24 protein-coding genes are annotated in these 23,527 nt (G+C 68.9%); 16 read left to right on the forward strand and 8 right to left on the reverse strand.

The features are described from left to right. The 5 genes from folE to D7X32_RS17470 form a co-directional block, all read left to right on the forward strand. Window positions 1-601, forward strand: a 601-nt coding sequence (gene folE / locus D7X32_RS17450) for a GTP cyclohydrolase I (RefSeq protein ID WP_244239053.1), incomplete at its 5' end; no start/stop codon positions are given. Then, window positions 598-2,025 carry an FAD-binding oxidoreductase gene (locus tag D7X32_RS17455; RefSeq protein ID WP_120603687.1) on the forward strand — a complete coding sequence of 476 codons (1,428 nt, stop codon included), beginning with the start codon at window positions 598-600 and terminating at the stop codon, window positions 2,023-2,025. The genes folE and D7X32_RS17455, both read left to right, overlap by 4 nt. 230 nt (window positions 2,026-2,255) lie before the next feature. Further along, window positions 2,256-2,996: a sigma-70 family RNA polymerase sigma factor gene (locus tag D7X32_RS17460; protein ID WP_120603688.1), complete on the forward strand. Its 741-nt coding sequence runs from the start codon at window positions 2,256-2,258 to the stop codon at window positions 2,994-2,996. 137 nt (window positions 2,997-3,133) lie between these two features. Then, the gene (locus D7X32_RS17465; protein WP_120603689.1) at window positions 3,134-3,874 is read left to right on the forward strand and encodes a tetratricopeptide repeat protein; all 741 of its coding nucleotides are present in this window, start codon (window positions 3,134-3,136) and stop codon (window positions 3,872-3,874) included. Then, window positions 3,871-5,739 carry an AMP-dependent synthetase/ligase gene (locus D7X32_RS17470; protein WP_120603690.1) on the forward strand — a complete coding sequence of 623 codons (1,869 nt, stop codon included), beginning with the start codon at window positions 3,871-3,873 and terminating at the stop codon, window positions 5,737-5,739. Before D7X32_RS17465 ends, D7X32_RS17470 begins: the two co-directional genes overlap by 4 nt. Before the next feature lie 174 nt (window positions 5,740-5,913). Here D7X32_RS17470 and D7X32_RS17475 read toward each other — a convergent pair whose 3' ends face one another. Together D7X32_RS17475 and D7X32_RS17480 are read right to left on the reverse strand one after the other, a co-directional pair. Further along, window positions 5,914-6,150: a twin-arginine translocase TatA/TatE family subunit gene (locus D7X32_RS17475; RefSeq protein ID WP_120603691.1), complete on the reverse strand. Its 237-nt coding sequence runs from the start codon at window positions 6,148-6,150 to the stop codon at window positions 5,914-5,916. 78 nt (window positions 6,151-6,228) lie between these two features. After that, the gene (locus D7X32_RS17480; protein ID WP_120603692.1) at window positions 6,229-7,290 is read right to left on the reverse strand and encodes a sensor histidine kinase; all 1,062 of its coding nucleotides are present in this window, start codon (window positions 7,288-7,290) and stop codon (window positions 6,229-6,231) included. 208 nt (window positions 7,291-7,498) lie between these two features. Here D7X32_RS17480 and D7X32_RS17485 point away from each other — a divergent pair, with 208 nt between their 5' ends. From D7X32_RS17485 to D7X32_RS17525, 9 genes are all read left to right on the forward strand, one after another. Next, window positions 7,499-7,876: a response regulator gene (locus D7X32_RS17485; RefSeq protein WP_120603693.1), complete on the forward strand. Its 378-nt coding sequence runs from the start codon at window positions 7,499-7,501 to the stop codon at window positions 7,874-7,876. Window positions 7,877-7,977: 101 nt separating this feature from the next. Next, on the forward strand, window positions 7,978-8,307 hold the full coding sequence (locus D7X32_RS17490) for an SCP2 sterol-binding domain-containing protein (protein ID WP_120603694.1): 330 nt from the start codon (window positions 7,978-7,980) through the stop codon (window positions 8,305-8,307). Window positions 8,308-8,397: 90 nt separating this feature from the next. Then, complete coding sequence (locus tag D7X32_RS17495; protein ID WP_120603695.1) at window positions 8,398-9,576, forward strand: CaiB/BaiF CoA transferase family protein; 1,179 nt, start codon at window positions 8,398-8,400, stop codon at window positions 9,574-9,576. 147 nt (window positions 9,577-9,723) lie between these two features. After that, entirely contained in the window at window positions 9,724-10,020 is a 297-nt protein-coding gene (locus tag D7X32_RS17500) for a hypothetical protein (protein WP_120603696.1), read from the forward strand. Further along, a complete protein-coding gene (locus D7X32_RS17505) occupies window positions 10,017-10,979 on the forward strand; it encodes a ferritin-like domain-containing protein (RefSeq protein ID WP_120603697.1) in 963 nt (320 codons plus the stop codon). Before D7X32_RS17500 ends, D7X32_RS17505 begins: the two co-directional genes overlap by 4 nt. Further along, window positions 10,979-11,344 carry a holo-ACP synthase gene (locus D7X32_RS17510; protein WP_120603698.1) on the forward strand — a complete coding sequence of 122 codons (366 nt, stop codon included), beginning with the start codon at window positions 10,979-10,981 and terminating at the stop codon, window positions 11,342-11,344. Before D7X32_RS17505 ends, D7X32_RS17510 begins: the two co-directional genes overlap by 1 nt. 40 nt (window positions 11,345-11,384) lie before the next feature. Then, a complete protein-coding gene (locus D7X32_RS17515; protein WP_120603699.1) occupies window positions 11,385-11,831 on the forward strand; it encodes an acyl-CoA thioesterase in 447 nt (148 codons plus the stop codon). Then, window positions 11,828-12,745: a serine aminopeptidase domain-containing protein gene (locus tag D7X32_RS17520; protein WP_120603700.1), complete on the forward strand. Its 918-nt coding sequence runs from the start codon at window positions 11,828-11,830 to the stop codon at window positions 12,743-12,745. The genes D7X32_RS17515 and D7X32_RS17520 overlap by 4 nt, the downstream gene beginning before the upstream one ends. 26 nt (window positions 12,746-12,771) lie before the next feature. Continuing rightward, complete coding sequence (locus tag D7X32_RS17525; RefSeq protein ID WP_120603701.1) at window positions 12,772-14,523, forward strand: AMP-binding protein; 1,752 nt, start codon at window positions 12,772-12,774, stop codon at window positions 14,521-14,523. Between the two features lie 19 nt (window positions 14,524-14,542). Here the strand turns inward: D7X32_RS17525 and D7X32_RS17530 are convergent, their stop codons facing one another. Genes D7X32_RS17530 through D7X32_RS17545 form a run of 4 tightly spaced genes read right to left on the reverse strand, consistent with a single transcriptional unit; the run spans window position 14,543 to window position 20,553 of the window. After that, on the reverse strand, window positions 14,543-15,652 hold the full coding sequence (locus tag D7X32_RS17530) for a hypothetical protein (protein ID WP_120603702.1): 1,110 nt from the start codon (window positions 15,650-15,652) through the stop codon (window positions 14,543-14,545). 51 nt (window positions 15,653-15,703) lie between these two features. Further along, a complete protein-coding gene (locus D7X32_RS17535) occupies window positions 15,704-16,267 on the reverse strand; it encodes a MarR family winged helix-turn-helix transcriptional regulator (protein WP_120603703.1) in 564 nt (187 codons plus the stop codon). Further along, complete coding sequence (locus D7X32_RS17540) at window positions 16,267-19,416, reverse strand: efflux RND transporter permease subunit (RefSeq protein ID WP_120603704.1); 3,150 nt, start codon at window positions 19,414-19,416, stop codon at window positions 16,267-16,269. Before D7X32_RS17540 ends, D7X32_RS17535 begins: the two co-directional genes overlap by 1 nt. A 36-nt stretch (window positions 19,417-19,452) precedes the next feature. Continuing rightward, entirely contained in the window at window positions 19,453-20,553 is a 1,101-nt protein-coding gene (locus D7X32_RS17545) for an efflux RND transporter periplasmic adaptor subunit (RefSeq protein WP_120603705.1), read from the reverse strand. 332 nt (window positions 20,554-20,885) lie between these two features. Between D7X32_RS17545 and D7X32_RS17550 the strand changes: the two genes are divergently transcribed. After that, entirely contained in the window at window positions 20,886-22,025 is a 1,140-nt protein-coding gene (locus tag D7X32_RS17550) for an acyl-CoA dehydrogenase family protein (protein WP_120603706.1), read from the forward strand. On the opposite strand, the gene D7X32_RS17555 is transcribed toward D7X32_RS17550, so the two are convergent. Together D7X32_RS17555 and D7X32_RS17560 are read right to left on the reverse strand one after the other, a co-directional pair. Continuing rightward, on the reverse strand, window positions 22,026-22,313 hold the full coding sequence (locus D7X32_RS17555; protein WP_120603707.1) for a hypothetical protein: 288 nt from the start codon (window positions 22,311-22,313) through the stop codon (window positions 22,026-22,028). A 49-nt stretch (window positions 22,314-22,362) separates the two neighbouring features. Continuing rightward, on the reverse strand, window positions 22,363-22,770 hold the full coding sequence (locus tag D7X32_RS17560; protein ID WP_120603708.1) for a hypothetical protein: 408 nt from the start codon (window positions 22,768-22,770) through the stop codon (window positions 22,363-22,365). 80 nt (window positions 22,771-22,850) lie between these two features. Here D7X32_RS17560 and D7X32_RS17565 point away from each other — a divergent pair, with 80 nt between their 5' ends. After that, the gene (locus tag D7X32_RS17565; RefSeq protein WP_120603709.1) at window positions 22,851-23,492 is read left to right on the forward strand and encodes an SAM-dependent methyltransferase; all 642 of its coding nucleotides are present in this window, start codon (window positions 22,851-22,853) and stop codon (window positions 23,490-23,492) included. Window positions 23,493-23,527: the final 35 nt, after the last annotated feature.

Consider the following 23,527-nt stretch of genomic DNA (forward strand, 5'->3'; position numbering starts at 1 on the left):
CCCTCGCGCCGTGCGCCCCGACCCCGCCGGCATGGCCCGGGCGGTCCGCGACTTCCTCACCGCCGCGGGGCTCGACCTCCAGGACGTGAACCTGGTGGACACGCCGACGCGCGTGGCCGACGTGTGGGCCAACGGCTTCCTCGACGGCTACGGCCGCACGCCGGAGGAGGTGCTCGGGAAGACCTACCCCGCGCCCGCGGACTCTTCTGGAGAGCTGGTGGTGATCACGGACCTGCGCTTCCACTCCATGTGCCCGCACCACCTGCTGCCCTTCACCGGCCGCGCGCACGTGGCCTACGTGCCGGGTTCGCGCGTGGTGGGCTTCGGCCGCATCGGGGCGCTGGTGGACTGCTTCGCGCACCGGCTCATCCTCCAGGAGGACCTGGCCCGGCAGGTGGCGCGTTCGCTCGCCCGCGTGCTCGGCAGCCCCGCCACCGCCTGCATCCTGGAGGCGGAGCAGGCGTGTCTGCGGTTGAGGGCCGACCACCAGCGTGACGCCGTCACCCACGCGGAGGCCTACGAAGGGCGCCTGCGCCGTGACGGTCCGCTGCGCCGCGAACTGTGGGCCCGCCTGGGTGCGCGCACGGGGGCAGGGCGATGAACCCCGCCGCCCAGACCTTCGAACGGGTGGCGCCCGAGCGCGTGGCGAAGGTGCTGGAGGCCCTGACGGCCGTGCTGTCCGACGGCCAGGTGAAGCGCGACGCGGACACGCTCGACGCCTACGCGCGCGACGAGTCCGACAGCGGCGTGTACCGGCCCGACGCGGTCCTCCTTCCGGAGACGACCGCGCAGGTGTCCGCCATCTTCAAGGCCTGCCAGGCGCACGGCGTGCCCTTCACCCCCTGTGGCGCGCGCAGCGGCAAGAGCGGCGGCTCGCTGCCCCTGAAGGGCGGCATGGCGGTGAGCCTGGAGCTCATGAACCGCATCCGCTCCATCTCCAAGGAGGACCTCACCGCGGTGGTGGAGCCCGGCGTGGTGACGGGCGCCCTGATGAAGGCAGTGGAGGCGGAAGGCCTCTTCTATCCACCGGATCCGAACTCCTGGGAGTTCTGCACGCTGGGCGGCAACGTGGCGGAGAACGCCGGCGGCCCCCGCGCCTTGAAGTACGGCGTCACGCGCGACTACGTCATCGGCCTGGAGTGGGTGATGCCGGACGGCGAGGTGCTGCGCGTGGGCCGGCGCACCATCAAGGGCGTGGCCGGCTATGACCTGGTGGGGCTCTTCGTCGGCTCCGAGGGCACGCTCGGCGTGGCCACCGAAATCACGGTGCAGCTGATTCCACTGCCCCGCCAGGTGATGACCGCGCTGGTGGTGTTCCCCTCCGTGCTGGATGCGGCGCGGGGCGTCTCCGCGGTGCTCGCCGCCGGCATCCTGCCGCGCTGCCTGGAGCTCATCGACGAGGTCGCCGTCCAGGCCATCGTGCACCGGGGCAGCTTCCAGTTCCCCCCGGACGCGGGCGCCGCCCTCATCGCCGAGGTCGACGGCAACACCCCCGAAGGCGTGCTCGCGGAGCTCCAACTGTTGGGGGACATCTGCAACCAGCACAGGGCCACCCAGACCCTGGTGGCCCAGGACGAGTCCCAGCGCGAGAAGCTGTGGGCCGCGCGGCGCGTGATTTCGCCGGCCCTGCGCGCGCTCAAGCCAGCCAAGATTTCCGAGGACATCGTCGTACCCCGCTCGAAAATTCCCGAAATCATCGAGCGGCTGAAAAAGATGGGCGGCGAGCTGGGGCTCACCGTGGCCACCTATGGCCACGCGGGCGACGGCAACCTGCACGCCAACATCCTGTACGACGGCCCCGCCCAGCGCCCCCTCGTCGACGAGGCGCTGCGCCGCATGCTGGTGCTTACCGTGGAGTTGGGCGGCACCATCACCGGTGAGCACGGCGTGGGACATGCGAAGCGGGAATATCTGGCGCTGGAGCAGGCCCCCGCGCTGCTGGACCTGCAGCGCCGCCTGAAGGCCTTTTTTGATCCATCAGGCCTGCTCAACCCCGAGAAAATCTTCCCCGCTCCCAAGCGTTGAAGACTCCGTGGCCGGAAACGTAGGTGCTGTCCCACCCGTCGCGTCGCGCGCTTCCAGAGGCCCGGAAGGGCGACTGCGTGACGGGCTTTTGACAAGGGTAAGGGGCCGAAATGCCCTTCTTGGCAGGAATGAGAAACCCTTTCCGTCGTTGCGCGTCCTAGTCACAGGTGGACGCGGTTCGTCGGGGGATTCATCGCGTCCGGCAGTTTCGAACGGAAGGACGGGAAATCATGGCCAACTCGACGAAGTTCGCGGCAGAGGGCCTTTCGCATTACCTGCGTCACCTGGGCGGGCACCAGCAGCTCACGCGTGAACAGGAGTATGAACTGGCTCGCCAGGCCCGTAAGGGTGACGAGAGCGCCCGACAGACGCTCGCCAGCTCCAACCTCGCTTTCGTGGTCGCCGTGGCGAAGAAGTTCGCCAACCGCGGCGCCCGCCTGGACGACCTCATCCAGGAAGGCAACGTGGGCCTGATGAAGGCCATCGAGCACTTCGACCCGAAGAAGAACGTGCGCTTCGCCACCTATGCCGTGTGGTGGATCCGCGCCTACATCACCCGCTATCTGAAGGACAACCGCAGCCAGGTGCGCGGCGGTGAAGCGGAGCGCGGCAGCATGGTGGACTTCTCGCTGGACGCCACCATCGACGAAGAGGGCGAAACCACCTTCCTCGACCGCATCGAGGACGGCGGTCCCTCGCCGCAGGAGACCTTCCTCTCCCGGGAGCAGGACACCGAAATCCAGGAGGCCCTGGCCAAGGTGCGCAAGCGCATTGGCGACCTGGGCTGGGACATCCTCCAGGAGCGCCTCACGCAGGACAAGCCGCTGACGCTGGAGGAGCTGGGCCAGCGCTGGGGCGTGTCGCGCGAGCGCGTGCGCCAGGTGGAGCTCAAGACGAAGAACTTCCTGGAGCGCTACCTCATCGCGTTCAACGAGAACGAGGAGCACACCGCCACGGCCGACGCGGCCTGAAGCGGGGCAGGAACTGTTGCACCGGTGACGGGGCCTGGCGGGGTGTTCGCACCTTGCCTGCCCCGTCTTCTTTTTTGCCGCGCTGCGTCTGGCGCGTTCGGTTGATGGTCGGCAAGCGTGCGTGCTAAGGCATTTCGATGCGCTTGAAATTGCTTGCCCTTTGGGTGCTTTGGGCCATCCCGGCACACGCTGCGGATCCCGCGCTGCTCGACCAACTCGACGCGTTGTACGCGAAGCGCGGTGACGCGGAATCCGTCAAGGCGTTGGACACGGGGCTGTCGGATGCCCTGAAGGCCACGCCGGACGACTTCGACCTCGCGTGGCGCAAGGCCCGCCTCCTCCAGTGGCAGGCCGACGGCGCCACGGAGAAGAAGCTCAAGATGGTCCTGGGCAAGCAGACGTGGGAGGCCGGGGACAAGGCCTCCAAGCTCCAGCCCGCGCGCGTGGAGGGCTACTACTTCGCGGCGTGCGGCATCGGCTCGTACTCGCAGGCCGTGGGCATCATGAAGGCGTTGGGCGACGGGCTGGAGGGCAAGTTCAACGAGCGCCTGGACACCGCGCTGAAGATCGACCCCACGTACGAGTACGGCGGTCCCTGGCTGGTGAAGGGGCGTTATTTCTATGAGTTGCCCTGGCCCAAGCGCGACCTGGGCAAGTCCGCCGAGTACTACCAGAAGGCCATCACCAAGTTTCCGCAGTCGCTGCGCGCGCACTTCTACCTGGCCGAGACGCTGTTGAAGGACGGCAAGGCGAAGGAAGCGAGCGCGGCCATCGAGAAGGTCAAGCAGGGAAGCACCGCGTACAACCCCGCGGAGGGGCAACGCGTGCAGCAGTGGGCCAAGAAGGTGGATGCCGACATCCAGGAGGAGCTCAAGTGAGGGCAGAGAGTCAGGTCACGACGGCTCCCGCAGCGGGCGGGACGCAGGAGCAGAACCTCGTCCAGTTGCTCGTTCAGCGGGCCCAGAACGCTTCCAAGGTGGGAGTGACCCACAAGAAGGACGGGCGCTGGCAGGACGTCACGTACGCGCAGGTGCTGGAGGACGTGAAGGCGCAGGCGGCGGGCCTCATCGCCCAGGGTGTCCAGCCCGGGGACCGGGTGGCCATCTTCGCCAACACCAGCCTGCAGTGGATCATCGCGGACCTGGCCGTCAGCGCGGCCCAGGCCATCACGGTGCCCATCTATGGCTCCAACACGCCGGATGAGTGTCACTACATCCTGAACCACTCGGAGACGAAGCTGCTGCTCGTCGACTCCGATGAGAAGGACGCCAAGCAGGCGGGCCGCCTCACGCGCGTGCGCTCCAAGCTCGCGGACATCCCGTCGCTCCAGAAGATCGTCGTCTTCGAGGGCCCGGTCTCCGGCGACAAGGAGATGTCGCTCGCGGACATGGTCGCTTCCGGCAAGGGCCACCCGCAGGCCGCGGAGTCCGCGTTCGCCGAGCGCGTGGCGCAGGTGAAGTCGGACGACACCAACCTGCTCATCTACACCTCCGGCACCACCGGCGCCCCCAAGGGCGTCATCCTCACCCACGGCAACTGGGCCTATGAAGCGAAGGCCACCCAGGCCATGGGCATGATGAAGCCGGAAGACTCCGTCATGCTGTTCCTGCCCCTGGCGCACGTGTTCGCCCAGGTGGTGAAGGCCGCGTGGCTGTCCATGGGCTTCCGCCTCATCATCGCGGAGTCGGTGGACAAGCTGCTGGCGAACCTGGCGGAGACGCGCCCCACGGTGCTGCCGTCCGTGCCGCGCGTGTTCGAGAAGGTCTACAACAACGTCGTGGCCAACGGCTCCGCCGCCCCGGGCATGAAGGGCAAGCTGTTCAAGTGGGCCTTCGGCCTGTTCGACGAGTACTCCGAGGCCAAGGGTCAGGGCCGCGAGTACAGCTCGCTCCAGTTCTCCCTGGCGAAGAAGCTCGTGTTCTCCAAGGTGCGCAAGACGCTGGACGAGAAGCTGGGCGGCAACATGCGCATCTTCATCTCCGGCGGCGCGCCGCTGTCCCGGAAGATCGCCTACTTCTTCGACCTGCTCGACCTCAAGGTGCTGGAGGGCTACGGCCTCACGGAGACGAGCGCCCCGTGCAACGCCAACCGGGTGGAGAAGATCAAGATCGGCACCGTGGGCCCGCCGGTGCCGGGCACGGAGATCAAGATCGCCGCGGACGGTGAGATCCTGGTGCGTGGCCCCTGCGTGATGAAGGGCTACTACAAGAACGAGGAGGCCACCCGGGAGGTGCTGGATCCGGACGGCTGGTTCCACACCGGTGACATCGGCGAGGTGGACTCCGACAACTACCTGCGCATCACCGACCGCAAGAAGGACATCATCGTCACCGCGGGCGGCAAGAACGTGGCGCCTCAGAACATCGAGAACACGCTCAAGACCTTCCCGCTCATCAGCCAGGCCATGGTGTACGGCGACAAGCGGCCGTTCCTGGTCGCGCTGATCACCGTGTCCGAGGAGCCGGCGCGCAAGCTGCTGGAGGACAAGGGCATCGCGGTGGGCACCTACGCGCAGAACTCCCAGCGGCCGGAGATCAAGACGGCCGTCGAGGAGATCATCAAGAAGGTGAACGCGGAGATCCCCCCGTACTCCAGCATCAAGAAGATCGCCGTCATGGACGCGGACTTCACGCAGGAGTCCGGTGAGCTCACGCCCACCCTCAAGGTGAAGCGCAAGGTCGCCAGCCAGAAGTACATCAAGACCATCGACGCCATGTACGAAGGCGCGAAGGTGATGGACTGACGCACCCTGGCCGCTGCTCCCCGTGACCCGAGGTCGCGGGGGGCAGGGGGCCCCAAAAGCCCGACGCCCGTCCGCAGCCGCTTCGGAGCGGTCACGGTACGGGCGTCACGGGTGAACGTCGCTGGATGGTTTTTTCCGCCGGGGCGGGGCCTTCCCGGGCCCACCCGGACGGAATCAGGCGTGGTGGCTGGGCGACTTCGCGGCGACGTCCTTGTCCACGGTGGTGGACGCGGACAGGGTGCCGGTCTTCTTGTCGCTGGCGTCGTCCTTCTCCTCGTCGCTGGAGAAGCCGCGCTTGAAGTTGCGGAGCGCGCTGCCCAGGGACGAACCGAGCTGCGGCAACCGCGAGCCGCCGAACAGCAGCAGCAGCGCCGCGAAAATCAGAAGAATCTCAGGAAGTTTCAAACCCATGGCTTCGCTCCTCGCGAAATGCGCGGGGGAGCATACCGGTGGGAAGTGGGTCGCGCTAGCAACTCTGGCGGCCCGGACTCACGCCTGCCAGCCCGCTGGATGCCCGAGTTCTCTTGTTTCTGATGCCGCCAATGACACCGGCAGCGTGAGGAACAGGGTGGTACCGCCCGCGTCCGCCTGGGCACCCACCTGGCCACCGTGGGCTTCCACCTCCTGGCGGGCCAGGAAGACGCGCAGCGGATCCTCCAGCTTGCGCTCGCGGAAGGCGCGCTCCTCGCACTGGAAGACGGCGCTGATGTCCTCTTCCGGAACGGCGGCGCCGTCCCGGCGCACCTCCACCCTCACCTCGTGCCCCACTCGCGCGGCTCGCACGTGGAGTGACTCGCCCGGCTGCGCGCGTCCCAGCAGGTGATGCACGAAGGACTCCACGGCGTGCTGGATGCGGCCCGCGTCCACCTCCACGTTGGGCAGCTCCGGCAGGTCGTCCAGCGCCAGCGCCACGTTGGCGGCGGACGCGGCGGCCCGCGTGCGCTCCACCGCGGCGTCCAGGATGGGCAGCAGTTGCTGCCGCTCGCGCTCACACGCCAGCGCGCCCAGGTCCGCGCGGCTGGAGTCGAAGAAGTCCTGGGCGAAGGAGAGCGCCCGGTCCGCGTTGCGCAGGATGGTCTCCAGCCCGCGCTGCGCCTTGGGCTCCAGCGGGATGCGCCCGTTGAGCAACAGCGCCGCGTACGAGCGGATGTTGGCCAGCGACCCGCGCAGGTCGTGCGACGCGAGCGACAGGTAGCGCACGCGGTCCGCCACGCGCTCCCCCGTGGGTGAAGCCTGGGACACCGGGGACGCGGCCTGGCTCGCGCTCCAGGGCACCGGCAGCGCCCACACCAGCCGCCCGCCGTCCTCCAGCGGCTCCTCGCCCACCAGCAGGGTGCGGTCCTCGCGCTCCCACAGGTTCCGGGCGCCATCCCTCCGGAGGAAGCCCGCGGCGGCCATCAGCCCGTCGATGCCCGTCGCGCCCGGCATGGGAGGCAGGGCCTCCAGCCCCAGGTAGTCCAGGAGCAGGGGACCGAGCAGGCGTGGCGTCCCCTGCCGGGGCAGCAGCGCGAGCCCCGGCGCCGCCTCGTTGCTCCCAGATGTCTCCCCCATCCACGTCACGCGGACCTCCCCTGCCCGGGCCTCGAATCAACGGAAGGGTGGGCAGTGACTGTCGGTTTTGCAACGGGCTCCCTCTCTGGGCGAAGGGCCCTTGATTTCTTGCGCCAGGGGGGCCAGTGATCGTGGATGATCGATTCCCGGTAGCGGCATCGAGGAGACACCTCTGACCTCGCTCAACGCACAGCACACTGGTGCACCCGTGGTTCTTGTCGTGGACGATGATCCCGACATCCTGGAGGCCCTGTCGGAGATCCTCGAGGCCGAGGGCTTCGAGATCCGCCGGGCCCGCAACGGCAAGGAGGCCCTGGAGCGCCTGGATCCGGACCCTCCCGACCTCATCCTGTTGGACCTGATGATGCCGGTGATGGATGGCTGGGAGTTCGCCCAGCGCATGCGCCAGAAGCCGCCGGCCGTCGCGGGCATCCCGCTCATCGTCCTCAGCGCGGACCGCAACGTCGGCAGCAAGGCGAAGGACATTGGCGCGGTGGGCCATCTGGCCAAGCCCTTCGAGCTGAACGACCTCTTGTCGATGGTGCGACAGTCCCTCAGCCCCCCGGTGGACACGTCCCGCGTCTGAGCACGCCGCATGGGCCGTGCTTGACCCGGCGGTGGGGCGCCATTACGGTCCGCGCAGGCTTGATTCACCAATCAACGCTGATCATTCATAAGGAGCGAGTCATGGCGACCGCGAAGGACATCATCGAGACGCAGATTCCCGCAGTTCTGGCGGCCAAGCCGGAACTGGCGAAGGAGCTCAACGCCATCATCCACTTCGACGTCTCTGGCGACGGCGGTGGCAAGTGGACGCTGGACACCACCAAGTCCGAGGGCTGGGTGTCCGAAGGGCTCAGCGGCGCGTCGAAGATGACGGTCACCGTCAGCAACGACGACTTCGTGAAGATCCGCGAAGGCAAGCTGAACGCGCAGATGGCCGCCATGCAGGGCAAGCTCAAGTTCAAGCCGATGGACATGGGCCTCGCCATGAAGCTGGCGAAGCTGCTGAGCTAAGCCTCCCCGTATCGTGTCGTACCGACGGCGCGTCACCCTTCGCGGGGGCGCGCCGTCTGCATGTCTCCACTTCCCCCTGGAGCCCCCTCCATGCCTGAGCCGTCTGCCCCCCTCGCGGGCCTGCGGGTGTTGGACCTGTCACGTCTATTGCCCGGCCCCTACGCGACGCTCGTGCTGGCGGACCTGGGCGCCACCGTCGACACCGTGGAGGACCCGGACGTGGGGGACGCCACCCGTCACATGCCGCCGCACCGCGACGGGGAGGGGGCGCTCTACTACGGGCTGCACCGCAACAAGCGCTCGCTCGCGCTGAACCTCAAGACGCCGGAGGGCCGCGACGCGCTCCTGCGCCTCGTGCCGCACTACGACGTGCTGGTGGAGAGCTTCCGCCCCGGCGTGATGGACAAGCTGGGCGTGGGCGAGGCGGTGCTGCGTCAGAAGAACCCGCGGCTCATCTACTGCGCCATCTCCGGCTACGGCCAGACGGGCCCGGACCGGCTCAAGGCGGGGCACGACCTCAACTACGTCGCCCGCGCGGGGCTCCTGGGCTACGGCGGTGAAGCCGGTGGCGCGCCCGCGTTCCCGGGCGTGCAGATGGCGGACATCGGCGGGGGAAGCCTCTTCGCGCTGGTGGGCATCCTGGCCGCGCTGCACGAGCGCGAGCGCACCGGCGTGGGCCGCGCCGTGGACGTGTCCATGACGGACGGCGCGCTGGCGTTCCTCCACCTGCACCTGGCCTCGCGCCTGTTCATGGGAAGCGAAGGCACGCCGCTGCGGCGCGGAAGCGAGGCGCTCAACGGCGGCTACCCCAGCTACGGCCTGTACCGCACCGCGGATGAGCGCTGGCTCGCGGTGGGCGCGCTGGAGCCCAAGTTCTTCGGTGCGCTGTGCGCGAAGCTGGGCCGCCCGGAGTTGCTGGAGGACGCTTACATGGGCGGTGAAGCCAGCGCGCGGGTGAAGGCGGAGCTCACCCGCATCTTCGCGAGCGAGCCCCTCGCGCACTGGCGCGAGCAGCTCTCCGGCGCGGAGTTCTGCGTGGAGCCGGTGGCGGAGGGTGACGAGGTGCTCGCGGATCCGCAGCTGCGCGCGCGCGGCCTCTTCGCGGAGACGGATGATGCGCAGCGCGGCATTCGCGTTACGCACCTGCTCACGCCGCTGCGCATGGGCGACGTCGCGCTGCGTCCACCGCCCACGCTGGGACAGCACTCGCGCGTCATCCTCGAAGACGCGGGTTTCACTGCCGAAGAAATCTCGCGCCTGATTGCATGAATGCCGCGTGAAACGACCCGTGAAGGCGGGTTCGTACGCGGAGCCAAAGTGACCCGTTGCTGATTGACAGCTCTGGAGCCACAGTTAGATCTTTCCTGTTTTCTGACTGGGAAAACGACTTTCAAGCCCTGGGAAGGAAGGTCCCCCGTGCCCGACGCGCAGGAGCTCGAGTCATACATCCGACGGAAGTTTGCGGAAAACGTGGGTCTCACGGAGGCGGAGCTTTTCTCCGAAGACCTGTCACTCGCGGCGCTGATCACGCGCTCCGAGCGCATGACCAACAGTGTTGACCTGATGGAAGCCTTTGCCCGCACGTCCAACGGGCTGCGCAAGGATTTTGGACTGCGGGTGCGCCTGCCCGCACTGTCACTGGATACACCTGTGTCAAAGGTCCTGGCGGTTTTCATGGGTGAAGTCACGAACCCAGAGCGGAAGTCGGCATGAGCGTCCTGGCGCGCAGCCTCGAGCACGAAGAAGCGACCGTCGCCTCCCCCTCTCATCCCCTCCCGCACGAAGGCCGCCCGGCCATCATGGCGGAGCTGTACGAAGCCCTGACCCAGCGGGGCCTGTCGCTGGTGGACATCACCTGGGAGCAGCAGCGGTTGCATGAGTCGCGGCGCTGGAGCGTGGTGGAGATGCTCTCCTCGGTGGACTTCACGCACGTGGGTGAATCCGACCGGCACCTGGTGTGGAACGCGGGGCGCGCGGAGCTGACGACGAAGCCGGGCGCGGACCGGTTGGAGCGGCTGGCGGACGTGGAGTGCCGCCGGTGGCAGGAGAAGAACCCCACCGTCGCGGCCATCATGCAGGCGTGCGGCACGTGGAGCAGGTACTGGAACGAAGAGGAGGCGCACCACGAGACGGCGTTCAACCGCCTGTCCACGGTGCTGCGGCTGGAGCCCATCTCCGACGCCACCTTCATCGAGTTCCGCAAGGTGTTCCCCGACGACGACATGCTGCGCACGCTCACGCTGCTGGCCATCTCCGAAGTGGTGGCGGCGGTGGACTACGGCCAGTGCTCGCAGATGGTCCAGGACCCGGGCCTGCGCGCGTTGTTCAAGCAGGTGGCCGCGGACGAGGTGCAGCACATGACCTACTTCGTCGCCTTCGCCAAGGCGCTGGTGGACAGCGGCGCCTACCAGGCGAAGGAGGCGTTCGCGGTGGCGCACCTGTTCCTGCGCGACGGCGGCGAGGTGCACGGCAGCAAGCGCGAGCGCGTGGAATCCCGCGACACCCACGTCAACTGGTGGGATCAGCTGGAGCACCGCGAGGGCTTCTACGCGCCGGACGCGCTGCGCAAGAAGGAGCAGCTCATCTTCCACGCGCTCAAGCGCATCACCGGCATCACGGTGACGTCGCGCGAGGACGTGGAAGACACCTGGATGGACCTCGTCGGGTGTTGATGGGGTTGGGCCATGACCTCCAGGCCGTCACGGAGCTGGAGGCCTCACGGGCCCTGCGGGAGCCGGACATCTTCTTCACCGCCGCGGAGCTCGCCCACTTCGAGCACGCGGCGAACCCGGTGGAGAGTCTGGCCGCGGGGTTCAGCGCGAAGGAGGCCCTCTTCAAGGCGCTGCCCGCGGTGGAAGGTTGGTTCTGGACTGACGCCGAGCTCGTCCACGACGCCCGGCACGCGCCACGCTTCCGGTTCCACGGCGCGCTCGCGGCGCACCTGGCCCGCGAGGGCCTGCAGGTCGCTGTATCGCTGTCGCATAGCGGAGGGTTCGTCTCGACGGTGGTCATCGTGACGCGCGCTCCGTCCCCCTGAAGTCGCTGTCCTCCCCCGGCAGCCCGAAGGACATCCCCCCGTGCACTTCCAAGAGTCCACCCTCACTCTGCGCGTGCGTCCCAACGACCTGGACATCCTGGGGCACGTGAACAACGCCACCACGCTGGAGTACCTGGAGGCCGGCCGTTGGGCCTGGCTGGAGCGGCAGGGGCTGACGCGCGGCGGGCCGGTGGTGGCCGTGGTGTCGCGCGTGGAGGTGGACTACCGCCGGGAGATTCCGCCGGGTGACGTGGTGGTGCACACGGAGCTGGAGTCGCCCGCCGCGGACGAGCTGGAAGCGGACGGCCTCAACTACCGCGCGCGGTTTCGTCAGCGCGTGTTCCTCGCGACGGACGGGCCGGTGGCGGTGGAGGCCCTGGTGAGCGTGGCCTTCCTGGATGCGCGGGCCCGGTCACTCGCGTCCCTGCAGCAGTTCCTGGCCGCCGCGCGCGCGCCGGCATCCACCGTCGAGGAGCCTCGTCCATGAGCACGAACGCGAAGCCGGACTTCGCCTCGCAGGAGTTCTGGGTCCCCACGTCCCAGGAGCACGCGCTGCACGTCGTGGAGGCGCGCATGTCCGGGACGCCGGCCTCCGCGCCCGGCATCCTCTTCGTCCCGGGCCTGTTCTCCGACGGCCGCTTCTTCCTGGGCGGGCAGGGTGACGGCCCCGCGCGCTTCTTCGTGGACGAGGGCTGCGTGGCCTATGTCGCGTCCCTGCGGGGCCATGGCAAGAGCCGCTGGCCCGCGAAGCGCGCGCACGACTGGAGCTTCGACACGTACGTGCGCCACGACGTGCCGGACCTGGTGCGGGCCGTGCGCGCGCGCCACCCCGGACCGGTGTTCCTGCTGGCCCACAGCATGGCGGGCTACGCGGCGCTGGCGGCCCTGGGCGTGGACCCCTCGCTCCAGGAGTCGTTGTCTGGCGTGGCCACGCTGTCCTCGGCGGTGAATGACTACAGCGACGGCGGGTTCAAGAAGCGCTTCCAGCTGGGCTTCTCGTCCACGGTGGCGGGGCTCCTGGGGCGCTTCCCGGCGAAGGCGCTGAAGCAGGGGCCGTGGGATGAACCGGCGGGCGTGATGCGGCAATTCACGGACTGGGCGCCCACGGGCGCGTTCCGGAGCGCGGACGGCGCGACGGACTACTGGAGCGCGCTGGGCAAGGTGACGCTGCCGGTGTTCGCGGGCGTGGGCGCGGCGGACATGTTCCATGCGTCGCCGGTGCGCGCGCAGAAGCTGGTGGCCCACCTGGGCAGCGCTCGCAAGGAGCTGGCCGTGCTGGGGCGCGCGCAGGGGTTGAGCTGGGACGCGGGTCACTTCGACGTGGTGCGCGGAGAGCGCGCCCGGGCCGAGGTGCTGCCCCGCGTGCTCACGTGGATGCGCCAGGTCGCGCCCGCGCACTGAAGAAACCAGAGGAGGGGAGGTTCCGCATGCTCGACATCATCCAGCGGCTGGAGTCGGTGGACCCGCGACGCGGCCTGTATCTCTATGAAGACTTCGTCGGACCGCCGGAGTTCGTGCCCTACCGGGAGTTCGCCTCCCGGGTGGCCGGAGCGGCGGAGCACTTCCGCGCGCGCGGCGTAGCGCAGGGCACGCGCGTGGTGCTGCCCTTCGAAACCTCGTCGTCCGTCATCTTCGCCTTCCTGGGGCTGATGGAGCTGGGCGCGGTGCCGCTGTCCGTGAAGCCGTACATCCTGAGCACGCCGAAGGGGCCCTACCGGGACTTCCTCGCGCGCATCCGCGAGCGCTACGGCGCCTCGCTCGTGCTGGACGCGCCGAGCCTGTCCGGACTGGAGCTGCCCCTGGAGCGGCTGCCGCTGCCGCCCGCGGGCGCGAAGGTCGCGGGCGCGAAGCTGCGCGAGGTGGCACCGGGAGAGCTGGCGTTCGTGCAGTTCTCGTCGGGGTCCACGTCGTTCCCCAAGGGCGTGCCCATCACCCAGGAGAACCTGGCCGCGAACCTGCGGATGATCACCCGGCATGACGGCCGCACGACCGGGGACCGGGTGACGAGCTGGCTGCCGCTCTACCACGACATGGGGCTCATCGGCGGGCTGCTCACCTGCATCGCGGTGGGCAATGATCTGCTGCTGTCCCAGCCCGCCTCGTTCCTGATGGATCCCATGGGCTGGCTGGAGCTCATCTCCAGCGAGCGGGTGATGGGCTCCGTCATCCCCAACTTCGCCATCGACTACGCGCTGAAGACGCTCAAGTCAGCGGACGCGGACGACCTCAAGCGGTTGGACCTGTCGCGCGTGCGGAGCATCTACCTGGGCAGCGAGCCCATCAACATCCCCAACCTGGAGCAGTTCCTGGACATCCTCGCCCCGTGCGGCCTGCGGCGTGACGTGTTCATGCCCTGCTACGGCATGGCGGAGACGGTGCTGATGGTCGCGAGCGTGCCGCCGGGCCAGACGGTGCGCGTCATCACCGCGCCCAACGGGCAGCCCGCCATCTCCGTGGGCCGGCCGCTGACGGAGTTCGAGGTGCGGCTGCGCACCGAGGACGGCCGTCTGTGCGGCGAGGGCGAGCTGGGCGAAATCGAGCTGCGCGGTGGCAGCCTGGCGCCGTCGTACTACCAGGACGACCGTCCCCTGCGCGGCGACGAGGGCTTCTACGCCACGGGCGACCTGGGCTTCCAGAAGGCCGGCGAGCTCTTCATCACCGGGCGGATCAACGACCGCATCAAGGTGAACGGCCAGAGCTTCTTCTCCGCGGACTTCGAGCAGGCCGTGGAGCGGCTGGCCTTCATCCGCCCGGGCCGCACCGCCGTCATCCAGGTGAAGGGGCGCCTCGTGGTGCTGGCGGAGGTGAACCATCCGTCCGCGCTGGAGCGCCTGGAGGACAGCCGCAAGCAGGTCTGCCAGTCGGTGCTGGAGACGGTGGGCGTGACGCTCCCGCCCCAGGACGTCCTCTTCATCCGCTACGGCCAGCTCCAGAAGACGAGCAGCGGCAAGCTCCAGCGCCGCTCCATCACGGAAGCCTACGAGCAGGGCCGCATCCGCACCGTGACGCCCATGGAGCTGCGCGCGGACCTGCTCCAGATGCGCGCCCAGCGCATCGTCCTGGGCTCGGTGATGGTCGCGCGGCAGCGGGGCCGCCGGTGGATGGCCTCCGGGAAGGCGGCGCTCTCCGCGGGCCTCCAGCGGCTGCGGCCAGGAGGCCAGCGTCAGGACGGGCCCTGAGGCTCGCGAGGCCCGGGCCTCAACGCGCCTTCGCGGAAGCCCACAGGTCCCAGCCGCGCGCCGCGTGGCACGCATCGCCCACCAGGTCCAGGGCGAGCTGGGGCTGTGTCCGGGATAGCGCCTCGGTGTCGCGGAAGGCGCCCGTGGCCTCCAGCCGGAGCGTGGCGTGCTCCAGCGCGGCCTTCGCCTCCTCCACCGCGCGGGCCTGCGCGGGCGTGGGCTTCCAGCCCGTCTCGTCCCGGTAGCGCCCCAGGGCCTCCAGGAAGTGGCCATGGAACTTCACCATCTGCACCAGCACCGGGACGCGGTACGCGGGCGCGGCGGTGAGCGCGGCCTCGTACTGCCGCGACTCCGAGGCCAGCCGGTACACCAGCACGTCCACCTGCGCGTCCAGCCGCGGACCCCACGCCTTGCGCACGGAAGGGAAGCGCGCCCAGCCCGCGACGGCCTGGAAGAAGTGGAGCCCGCCACACGGGTGCGCGTAGATGCCCTGCTTGTTCTTGGGCAGCTGGGGAAGGCCCGCCTTCATGCCCCGGGCCAGCTCCGCCTGCGCGGCCTCCAGCGTGGCGAGCGCGGTGTCCATGACCGCGTCCATTCGCACCGTCTCACCCGCGCCGTTGACGAAGGACTGCCCGGGCTCCAGCACGTGCGACAGCGCGTCCAGCGCCCACGCTCCATCCGGCGACGCGGCGAGCGCGGGGCGGAAGTCATGTTGGAGTGACGCCACCAGTTCGCGCAGCGTCACCTGGCCCCACGCCGTGCGGAAGGAATGCGAGCGCGGGTATCCAGCGAGCAGGAACGTCTTCACCTGGAGCGCCGGGTGCGGCTCCACGGGCGTGCCGTCCGGGGTGAAGGCGTCGAAGAAGTAGCGGGCCGTGCCTCCCGCGTCGGGGGCGTCGCGGCGCAGGAACCCCGCGACGATGGCGTCCGAGGCCGGGCGGCCGTCACGCGCGCGGAAGGCCTTCCCGTCCAGGTCCATGCCGTGCGCGAGCGCCCAGGGCCGGGACGGATCCGCCGCGTGCGTGCGGCACTGCGCGTGGAGCAGCGCGGACGCGGAAGGCGCGGCGGGGGAGGGTGGGGGAGCGGCGCTCAGGCCAAGCCCGAGCAGGGCCACGAAGGAGGGGAGCATGGGCGCGGGCAGTGTCGCAGCCCGCGCCCCTCCACGCACCTGCCGTGCCCGTCAGCGCGGCGGGGCGCCGCACTTCATGCGGGCAAGCATCCGCTCGATGATGCCGAAGAGCGCCTCGCGGTCCTCCTCGGGGAGCAGGCCCATCAGGCGCCGGATGCCGGCGTCCGTCATCAGCTGGATGACCTGGTAGATCTCACAGCCCTTGTCGGTGAGCTTCGCGGTGACGGCGCGGCGGTCCTCCGCGTCCCGGCCGCGCTCCACCATGCCCATGTCCTCCAGGCGGTCCACCACGCCGGTGATGGTCTTCTTGGTGATGCCGATGCGCTGGGCCAGCACGCCCACCTGGATGGGGCCGTCCATGCCCAGCCAGCCCAGGGCGTGCACCTGCGTGGGGGTCAGCCGCATGTCGTCGCAGAGGCTCGCCAGCGGATCCCTCAGGGAGCGGAAGTGGGCCAGCTCCCGGATGAGCCCCAGGAAGCGGCGCGAGTCCGGCGTGGACTGGTCCCCTTCCTGGAGCAGTCGCTCCATCGCGGCCTTCTCTTCGGCGGCCTCGTCCTTCCCCTCGGAGCGCGCGTCGGCGTCCGAGGGGGGCGCGATGGAGGTGGGGCGGCGCATCAGGCCGTCTCCACCCGCGCCGCGGCAGCCGCGGCTTCCCGCTCACGGTCCTGGTTGACGGGACCATGCGACGGGCCAGAGCCACCCGCGAAGCCGGGGTCGCTGCCCTTGTTGCGCTTGAAGCGCGCGGCCAGCTGATCCAGCAGCGAGTACACCACCGGCACCACGCCCAGCGTGAGGAACGTGGAGGTGATGAGGCCGCCAATGATGGTGATGGCCATGGGCGCGCGCGTCTCCGCGCCGTCGCCCTTCGCGATGGCCACCGGGATCATGCCGGCGATCATCGCGATGGTCGTCATCAGGATGGGGCGCAGACGGACCGGGGCGGCCTCGAGCAGCGCCTCGTGCGCCGTGCGGCCCTTCTCACGGACCTGCAGCGTGAAGTCCACCAGGAGGATGCCGTTCTTCACCACCAGACCCATGAGCATGATGACGCCGATGAGGGCGAACATGGACATGTACTGGCCCGTGATGAGCAGACCGCCAATGGCCCCGATGAAGGCGAAGGGCAGGGACAGCATGATCGTGAACGGGTGGATGAGGCTTTCGAACTGCGCCGCGAGGATCATGTAGATGAGGATGATGCCCAGGAGCAGCGCGGTGCCGAACGCGGCCACCGACTTGCCCAGTTCCTTCGCGTTGCCTTCCAGTTCGCCCACGACGCTCTTGGGCAGGTCCGTGGAAGCGTAGCCCTGCATGTAGGTGATGGCGTCGGAGAGCGCGTAGCCCTCCTTGAGGTTCGCCAGCATGGTGATCTGCCGCCGCTGCGCCTGACGGTCGATCTGCACCGGACCCTCGGCGGGAACGATGCGGCCCAGGTTGCGCAGCTCCACCAGCTGCCCGGACGGCGCACGCACGGCCAGTTGGCCGAGCGCGTCCGCGGAGGCCAGCGTCTCCGGCGGCAGGCGCAGCTTCACCTCGTACGTCTCACCGCCCTCGCGGTAGTCCAGCACCTTGTCCCGGCCCAGGTAGGAGCGCAGCGTGGCGCCCAGGGACGCGGCCGGCACGCCCAGCATGGCCGCGCGGTCGCGGTCCACCTGCACGTCGTACTGCGGCTTGCCGGAGCGGTACGTCATGTCCACGTCGGTGAGGCCCGGGTTCTTGAGCATCGCCTGGCGCATCTTCTCCGCGGACTCCGTCAGCTCCTTCCAGTTGTCGCCGCGCAGGTTGAACTGCACCTGCTGCGAACGCGCGCCGCCACCCGACACCGCGGCCACGTCCTGCACAGCGACGGTGACACCCTTGGGCGGGTGGATGTTCTGGCGCAGGTAGGCCTTGAGCTCGCTCTGCTTGAAGGCGCGGTCCTTCACCGGCTTCAGGTTGATGAGCACCTCACCCTTGTGGACCTCCTCCTGCACGCCGCCACCCGCGGTGGTGAACGTGGAGGCGATGCCCGGCACCGCGCGGACCTGCGCCGCGAAGGTGTCCAGCTGCGTCTGGGTCTCGTGGATGGTGGACCCGATGGGCAGCTCCACCGTCAGCTTGATGTTGCCGTTGTCCTGTTCGGGGATGAACGTGAACTTGAGGAACCGCATCATGCCGAAGGTGGCGAAGAGCACCGCCACCGCGACGACCATCGTGATGAGGCGGTGCCGCAGGATGCCACCCAGGATCTTCCGGTAGCCGTTCTCCATGCCCACCAGCACCTTCTCCACCGCCGCGGAGATGCCCGTCGGGTGGCCGTGCTCACGCAAGAGGCGCGAGGACAGCATCGGCGTGAGCGTCATGGACACCACGTAGGAGATGAGCGTGGCCACCGCCACCGTGACGCCGAACTGGTAGAAGAACTTGCCGATCATGCCGTCCATGAAGGCCACCGGGATGAACACCGCCACGATGGCCAGCGTCACCGCGAGCACCGCGAGGGCAATCTGTCCGGCGCCCTCCAGCGCGGCCTGCATGGGCGAGGCGCCCTCTTCCATGTGACGGACGATGTTCTCGATGACCACGATGGCGTCGTCGATGAGCAGACCGATGGACAGGGTCAGCGCGAGCATCGTGATCATGTTGAAGGTGAAGCCCAGCGCCGCCATCACCGCGAACGTACCCACCACGGACACCGGCAGCGCGATGGCCGCCACGATGGTGGAGCGCAGGTTGCGCAGGAACACCAGCACGATGAGCACCGCGAGCACGCCGCCCAGGATGAGGTCCTCCTGCACCGCGTGGATGGACGAGCGGATGAACCGCGCGTTGTCCGTCACCGTCTCCACCTGGATGCCCGCGGGCAGCTTCTTGTTGATCTCACCCAGCGACTCCTGGACCAGGTCCGCCACCTGCACCGTGTTGGAGCCGGACTGCTTGCGCACCACCAGCGCCACCGCGCTGCGCTCGCCGCTCTTCGCGCCCGAGCGCTGCTCCGCGGGACCGTCCACCACCTCCGCGATGTCGCGCACGCGCACCGGCGCGCCGCCCGAGCTGGTGATGATGATGTTGCGGATGTCCTCCACGCTCTTCGCTTCGGAGGTGAGGCGCACCACGCGCTCACGGCCGCTGTCCATGCTGCGGCCGCCGGGGACGTCCAGGCTCTGGGCCTTGAGCGCCTGGCTGACGTCGCTGATGGCCAGGCCAAAACCGCGCAGCCGCTGCGGATCCACCACGAGCTGGATCTCCCGCTCACGGCCACCGACGATGTCGATGCTGCCCACGCCCGGGTTGCGCTGGAGCGCCGGCTTCACGACGTCGTCCGCGATGCGCGTCAGCTCCTCCACCGGCATGGCGCCCGCGAGCGCCAGCGTGATGATGGGGGCCGCGCCGATGTCGAACTTCTCGACGACGGGCGTCTCCACCTCATCCGGCAGCTTGCTCAACGTGGCCTGGACGCGGTCGCGCACGTCCTGCGCCGCGATGTCCACCTTGGTGGACAGCTTGAACTGCACGACGATCTGCGAAACGCTCTCCAGGTTGATGGACTTGAGCGTGTCCACGCCGTTGAGCGTGTTGAGCGCCTCCTCCAGCGGGTCGGAGACGTTCTTCTCCATCGACTCCGGGTCCGCGCCCGGGAGGACGGTCGTCACGGTGACGACGGGGAAGTCGACGTCGGGGAACTGGTCCACGCCAATCTTCGGATAGGCGTACAGGCCGAACACCACCACCGCCAGCATCAGCATGGCGGTGAAGATGGGCCGTGAAATGAAGGTCTTGAGCATTCAGATACCCAGGGAAGAAGAGGGGAGGAGGGACCGCTACTGCGCGACGCGCACGGCGGTCCCCTCCTTGACGTCCAACGAGGCGTCGGCGAGCACGCGCTCCTCCGCCGTCAGGCCCTGCAGCACCTTCACGTAGCCCGGCAGCACGCGCTGCACGCGCACGTCGCGCTTGCGCACGGTGCCGTCCTGCACCACCCACACGAAGCCGTCCTGGCCCTTGCTGCTGACCGCCTGCGCGGGCAGGAACAGGCCGTTGCCCGCGTCGCCCGCGGCCTTGGAGAAGTCCATCTCCACCAGCGCGCCCGGACGCAGCGGGTGATCCGTCTTACCGGTCACGTCCGCCAGCACCTCCACGGTGCGGCTCTGCGCGTCGATGACGGCGCCCACGTTGGCCACCTTCGCCTCGAAGCGCATGCCGCTGGGGTTCACGGTGCCCGGCGTCACGATGCCCGGCGTCACGTTGTCGATGACGGACTCCGGCACCATCATCCGGATCTCCAGCCCGTCGGCGTCCACGATGGAGAACACCGGGGTGGAGGGCGTCACCGCCACGGAGTCACCCACGTTCTTGTTGCGCGCGGTGATGATGCCGTTGAAGGGCGCGATGATGGAGTGATCCCGCAGGTTCTCCACCGCCAGCCGGTAGGCCGCGCCGGCCTGGGCCGCCTGGGCCGCGGCCTGCTTCTGGCCAATCTCCACCTGCTCCAGCGCGTTGGCCGCGACGCCGCCGGACTCGGCCACCTTGCGCGTGCGCTCCAGGTTGCTGGAGGCCAGCTGCAGCGCGGCCTCCGCCATGTCCTTGGCCGCCTTCGCCTGGTCCACCGCGATGCTCACGTTGGACGTGTCCAGCTGCGCCAGCACGTCGCCCTTCTTCACCTTGTCGCCCACCCGGACGTTCACCTTCGCGAGCGTGCCCGTGGCCTGGGGACCCAGGACGGCCTCCTGCTTGGAGCGGACCTGGCCGGTGACGCGCGTCACGTTCTGCTCCAGCTCGGTGGCCGGGGTGATCGCCTTGACTCCCAGCGCGTTGGAACCCTCCTGCTGCGCCGGCAGCTGCGCCTTCTCCGCGCCCGCCTTCGAGCACCCCGCCGTCGACACAGCCACGGCCACCACGGCAGCCAAGATTCGCTGATTCACGCGTCCGAACTCCTGCCGGGTCGCCGGCGGGACACCCGCCCTGGCACCTGCTCCGGCTAATTCTTTGTGGGCTAGAAATTACCGACACTCGATTATCTGTCAAGAGGATACTCCGGAGTGCGGACTATCCACTCCCCAGTCATCCTGCGGGCTTGGCTGCTTGCCCTCCAGGGCTCAAGACTTCTTCACAACCCCGTCACCGGCGCGCTGCGTCACCGCTGGAGAGGGGGGCAGGCGGGGCCTGGACGAGGTTCGTCGCTTGTGGCTGACGGCGGGCGCCTGTTATTGACTCGCGAATCAACCCGCACCGGGACAACCCAAAAGGACTCGCGATGCTCAACCCGTTCACCGAGGAGCATGAAGCGTTTCGCAGGACGGTCCGCGCCTTCGTGGAGAAGGAGATGGCGCCCTACGGTCTGGAGTGGGACCGGGCAGGCATCTTCCCCCGCGAGCTGTTCAAGAAGTGCGGCGAGCTGGGCTTCCTGGGCATCAGCCACGACCCGAAGTTCGGCGGCAGCGGCCTGGACTACTGGTACGTGACGGCGTTCGCGGAGGAGCTTTCCCGCAGCCGCAACGCGGGCGTGAACATGGCGCTGCTGGTGCAGAGCCAGATGGCCACGCCCATCATCAACGAGATCGGCACCGACGAGCAGAAGCGCGAGTTCCTGGAGCCCGCGCTCAAGGGCGAGCGCATCGCGGCGCTGGGCGTGAGCGAGCCGGGGTGCGGCTCGGACGTGGCGAGCATCAAGACGACGGCGCGCCGGGATGGCGACGACTACGTCATCAACGGCTCCAAGATGTGGATCACCAACGGCACGCGCGCGGACTTCATCACGCTGGCGGTGCGCACCGGTGAGCAGGGCTACGGCGGCATCTCGCTGGTGACGTTCCCCACGGATGTGAAGGGGTTCAGCATCTCCAAGAAGCTGGACAAGATTGGCAACCTGTCCTCGGACACGGCCATCCTCTACTTCGAGGACTGCCGCATCCCCGCGCGCTACGTGCTGGGCGAGGAGAACCAGGGCTTCTACCACATCATGACCAACTTCCAGGGCGAGCGCCTGGTGGGGGCCATCACCACGGTGGGCGGCATGGACCGGATGCTGGAGGACGCGCTCCAGTACGGCAACGAGCGCGAGGCGTTCGGCCGGCCGCTGATCAAGTTCCAGGTGTGGCGCCACAAGTTCGTGGAGCACCTGACGGCGGTGGAGGCGGCGCGGCGGCTCAACTACTACGCGGTGGACCTCTACGACCGGAAGGAGAACCCGGTGAAGGAGATCTCCATGGCGAAGCTGTTCGCCGGAGACCTGGCCCAGCGCGTGGCCTACGACTGCCAGCAGTTCTTCGGCGGCATGGGCTACATCGAGGAGACGCCCATCGCGCGCATGTGGCGCGACGTGCGGCTCATCACCATCGGCGGCGGCACCTCCGAGGTGATGAAGGAGATCATCTCCAAGCTGTACGGCTTCTAGCTACTTCCTGCCGAAGAGGGCCTCCGCGGCGCTGACCATCGCGTCGCGCGAGGCCTTCTGGTGCAGGCCGCCTTCGCCCAGCTGGAAGAACTCGCAGAAGTTGGCCTCGTCCTTGTCGCGGGGCGCTTCCGCGAAGGGCTCCTTGCAGGCCTTGGCCACGGACTCGTCGAAGTGCCGGCAGTTGCGGCACGAGCGCAGGTCCTCTTCACAGCCGGGGCACGTGTCGCGCCGGCCCACCTGGTTGGCGATGATGTCGAGCGTGTGTCCGCAGTGCGCGCAGCCGGGCATGGCGGTCCTCCCCGTTCAGGAAACAACGGGGTGGCATCCTGCCAGAGTCCTAGCGCTGGACGCTGGGCGTGAACGCCGGAGCGGGCAGGGAGGAGGCTTCCTGGGGCCGGCGCAGCTCGCCGGTGGCATCCAGGAGCTGGTCGTCCAGCCGCTTGAGGAGGAAGAGGACGTAGGCGGACAGCGCGGACAGGACGGCGGCCATGATGCCCAGCAGCATGCCGCGCTGCCAGCGGTGGGCCTGCTCCATCACGCCACGGCGTTCCTTGAAGGTCTTCAGCTGGGCGTCCACGGAGGTGCCGTCCAGCTTCTGGGCGAAGTCGGAGGCCTGGGCGCTGCCCCGGGCCATCAGCCAGCGGCCCTCCGCCTGGAGGCCTTCAGCGCGCGCGTAGCAGAACGCAGCCCCGCCCGTGAAGAACAGGGAGATGCACAAGGCCGCTGTCACGCTCCGGGTGCCCATGCCACCAACCCTCCGGAATATCCGTTGGCGCGGCGAACGAACAGGCCGCGACTGCTCCGGCTTTCCGAAGACAGTAGCGGATGCTAGGGACGGCTTCTGACATGGGCAAGCCCTACCGTCCTAAAGACCACTATTTCCAGAAAGCCAAGCAAGAGGGACTGCGCGCGCGTTCCGCGTTCAAGGTCGATGAGATCCTCAAGCGCTTTCCTGCGTCCGTGAAGAAGGGCGCGGCGGTGCTGGATCTGGGCGCGGCGCCGGGCGGCTTCCTCCAGATTCTCGCGGACGCGGTGGGCATGCACGGGCGCGTCATCGGCGTGGACATCTCGGCCATCCGGCCGTTCTCCCAGAAGTGGGTGACGACGGCGGTGCTGGACGTGCTCGCGGACGACTTCGACGCGAAGCTGGCCGCGCTGTACGACGGTCCCTACGACGCGGTGATTTCCGACATGGCGCCCAAGACGTCCGGCATCAAGGGCACGGACGAGGCGCGCAGCCTGCGGCTCGCGGGCAAGGCGCTGGAGGTGGCCGCCACGCGCGGCAGGCCCGGCGCCACGTTCGTGGCCAAGGTCTTCATGGGCGGCGACTTCGAGGCCTTCCGTGACGAGGTGCGCCAGCACTTCGAGGAGGTGAAGATCGTCCGCCCGGAGGCCACGCGCGGCGCCAGCATGGAGGTCTACGTGGTGGGGCTGCGGCGCCGGGCACCCGCGCCCGCTGCTTCCTGAAACGGAGAAGGGACCGCCAGGGACGCGGGCGGCGT

It is taken from the genome of Corallococcus carmarthensis, assembly GCF_003611695.1.
Lineage (GTDB): Bacteria > Myxococcota > Myxococcia > Myxococcales > Myxococcaceae > Corallococcus > Corallococcus carmarthensis.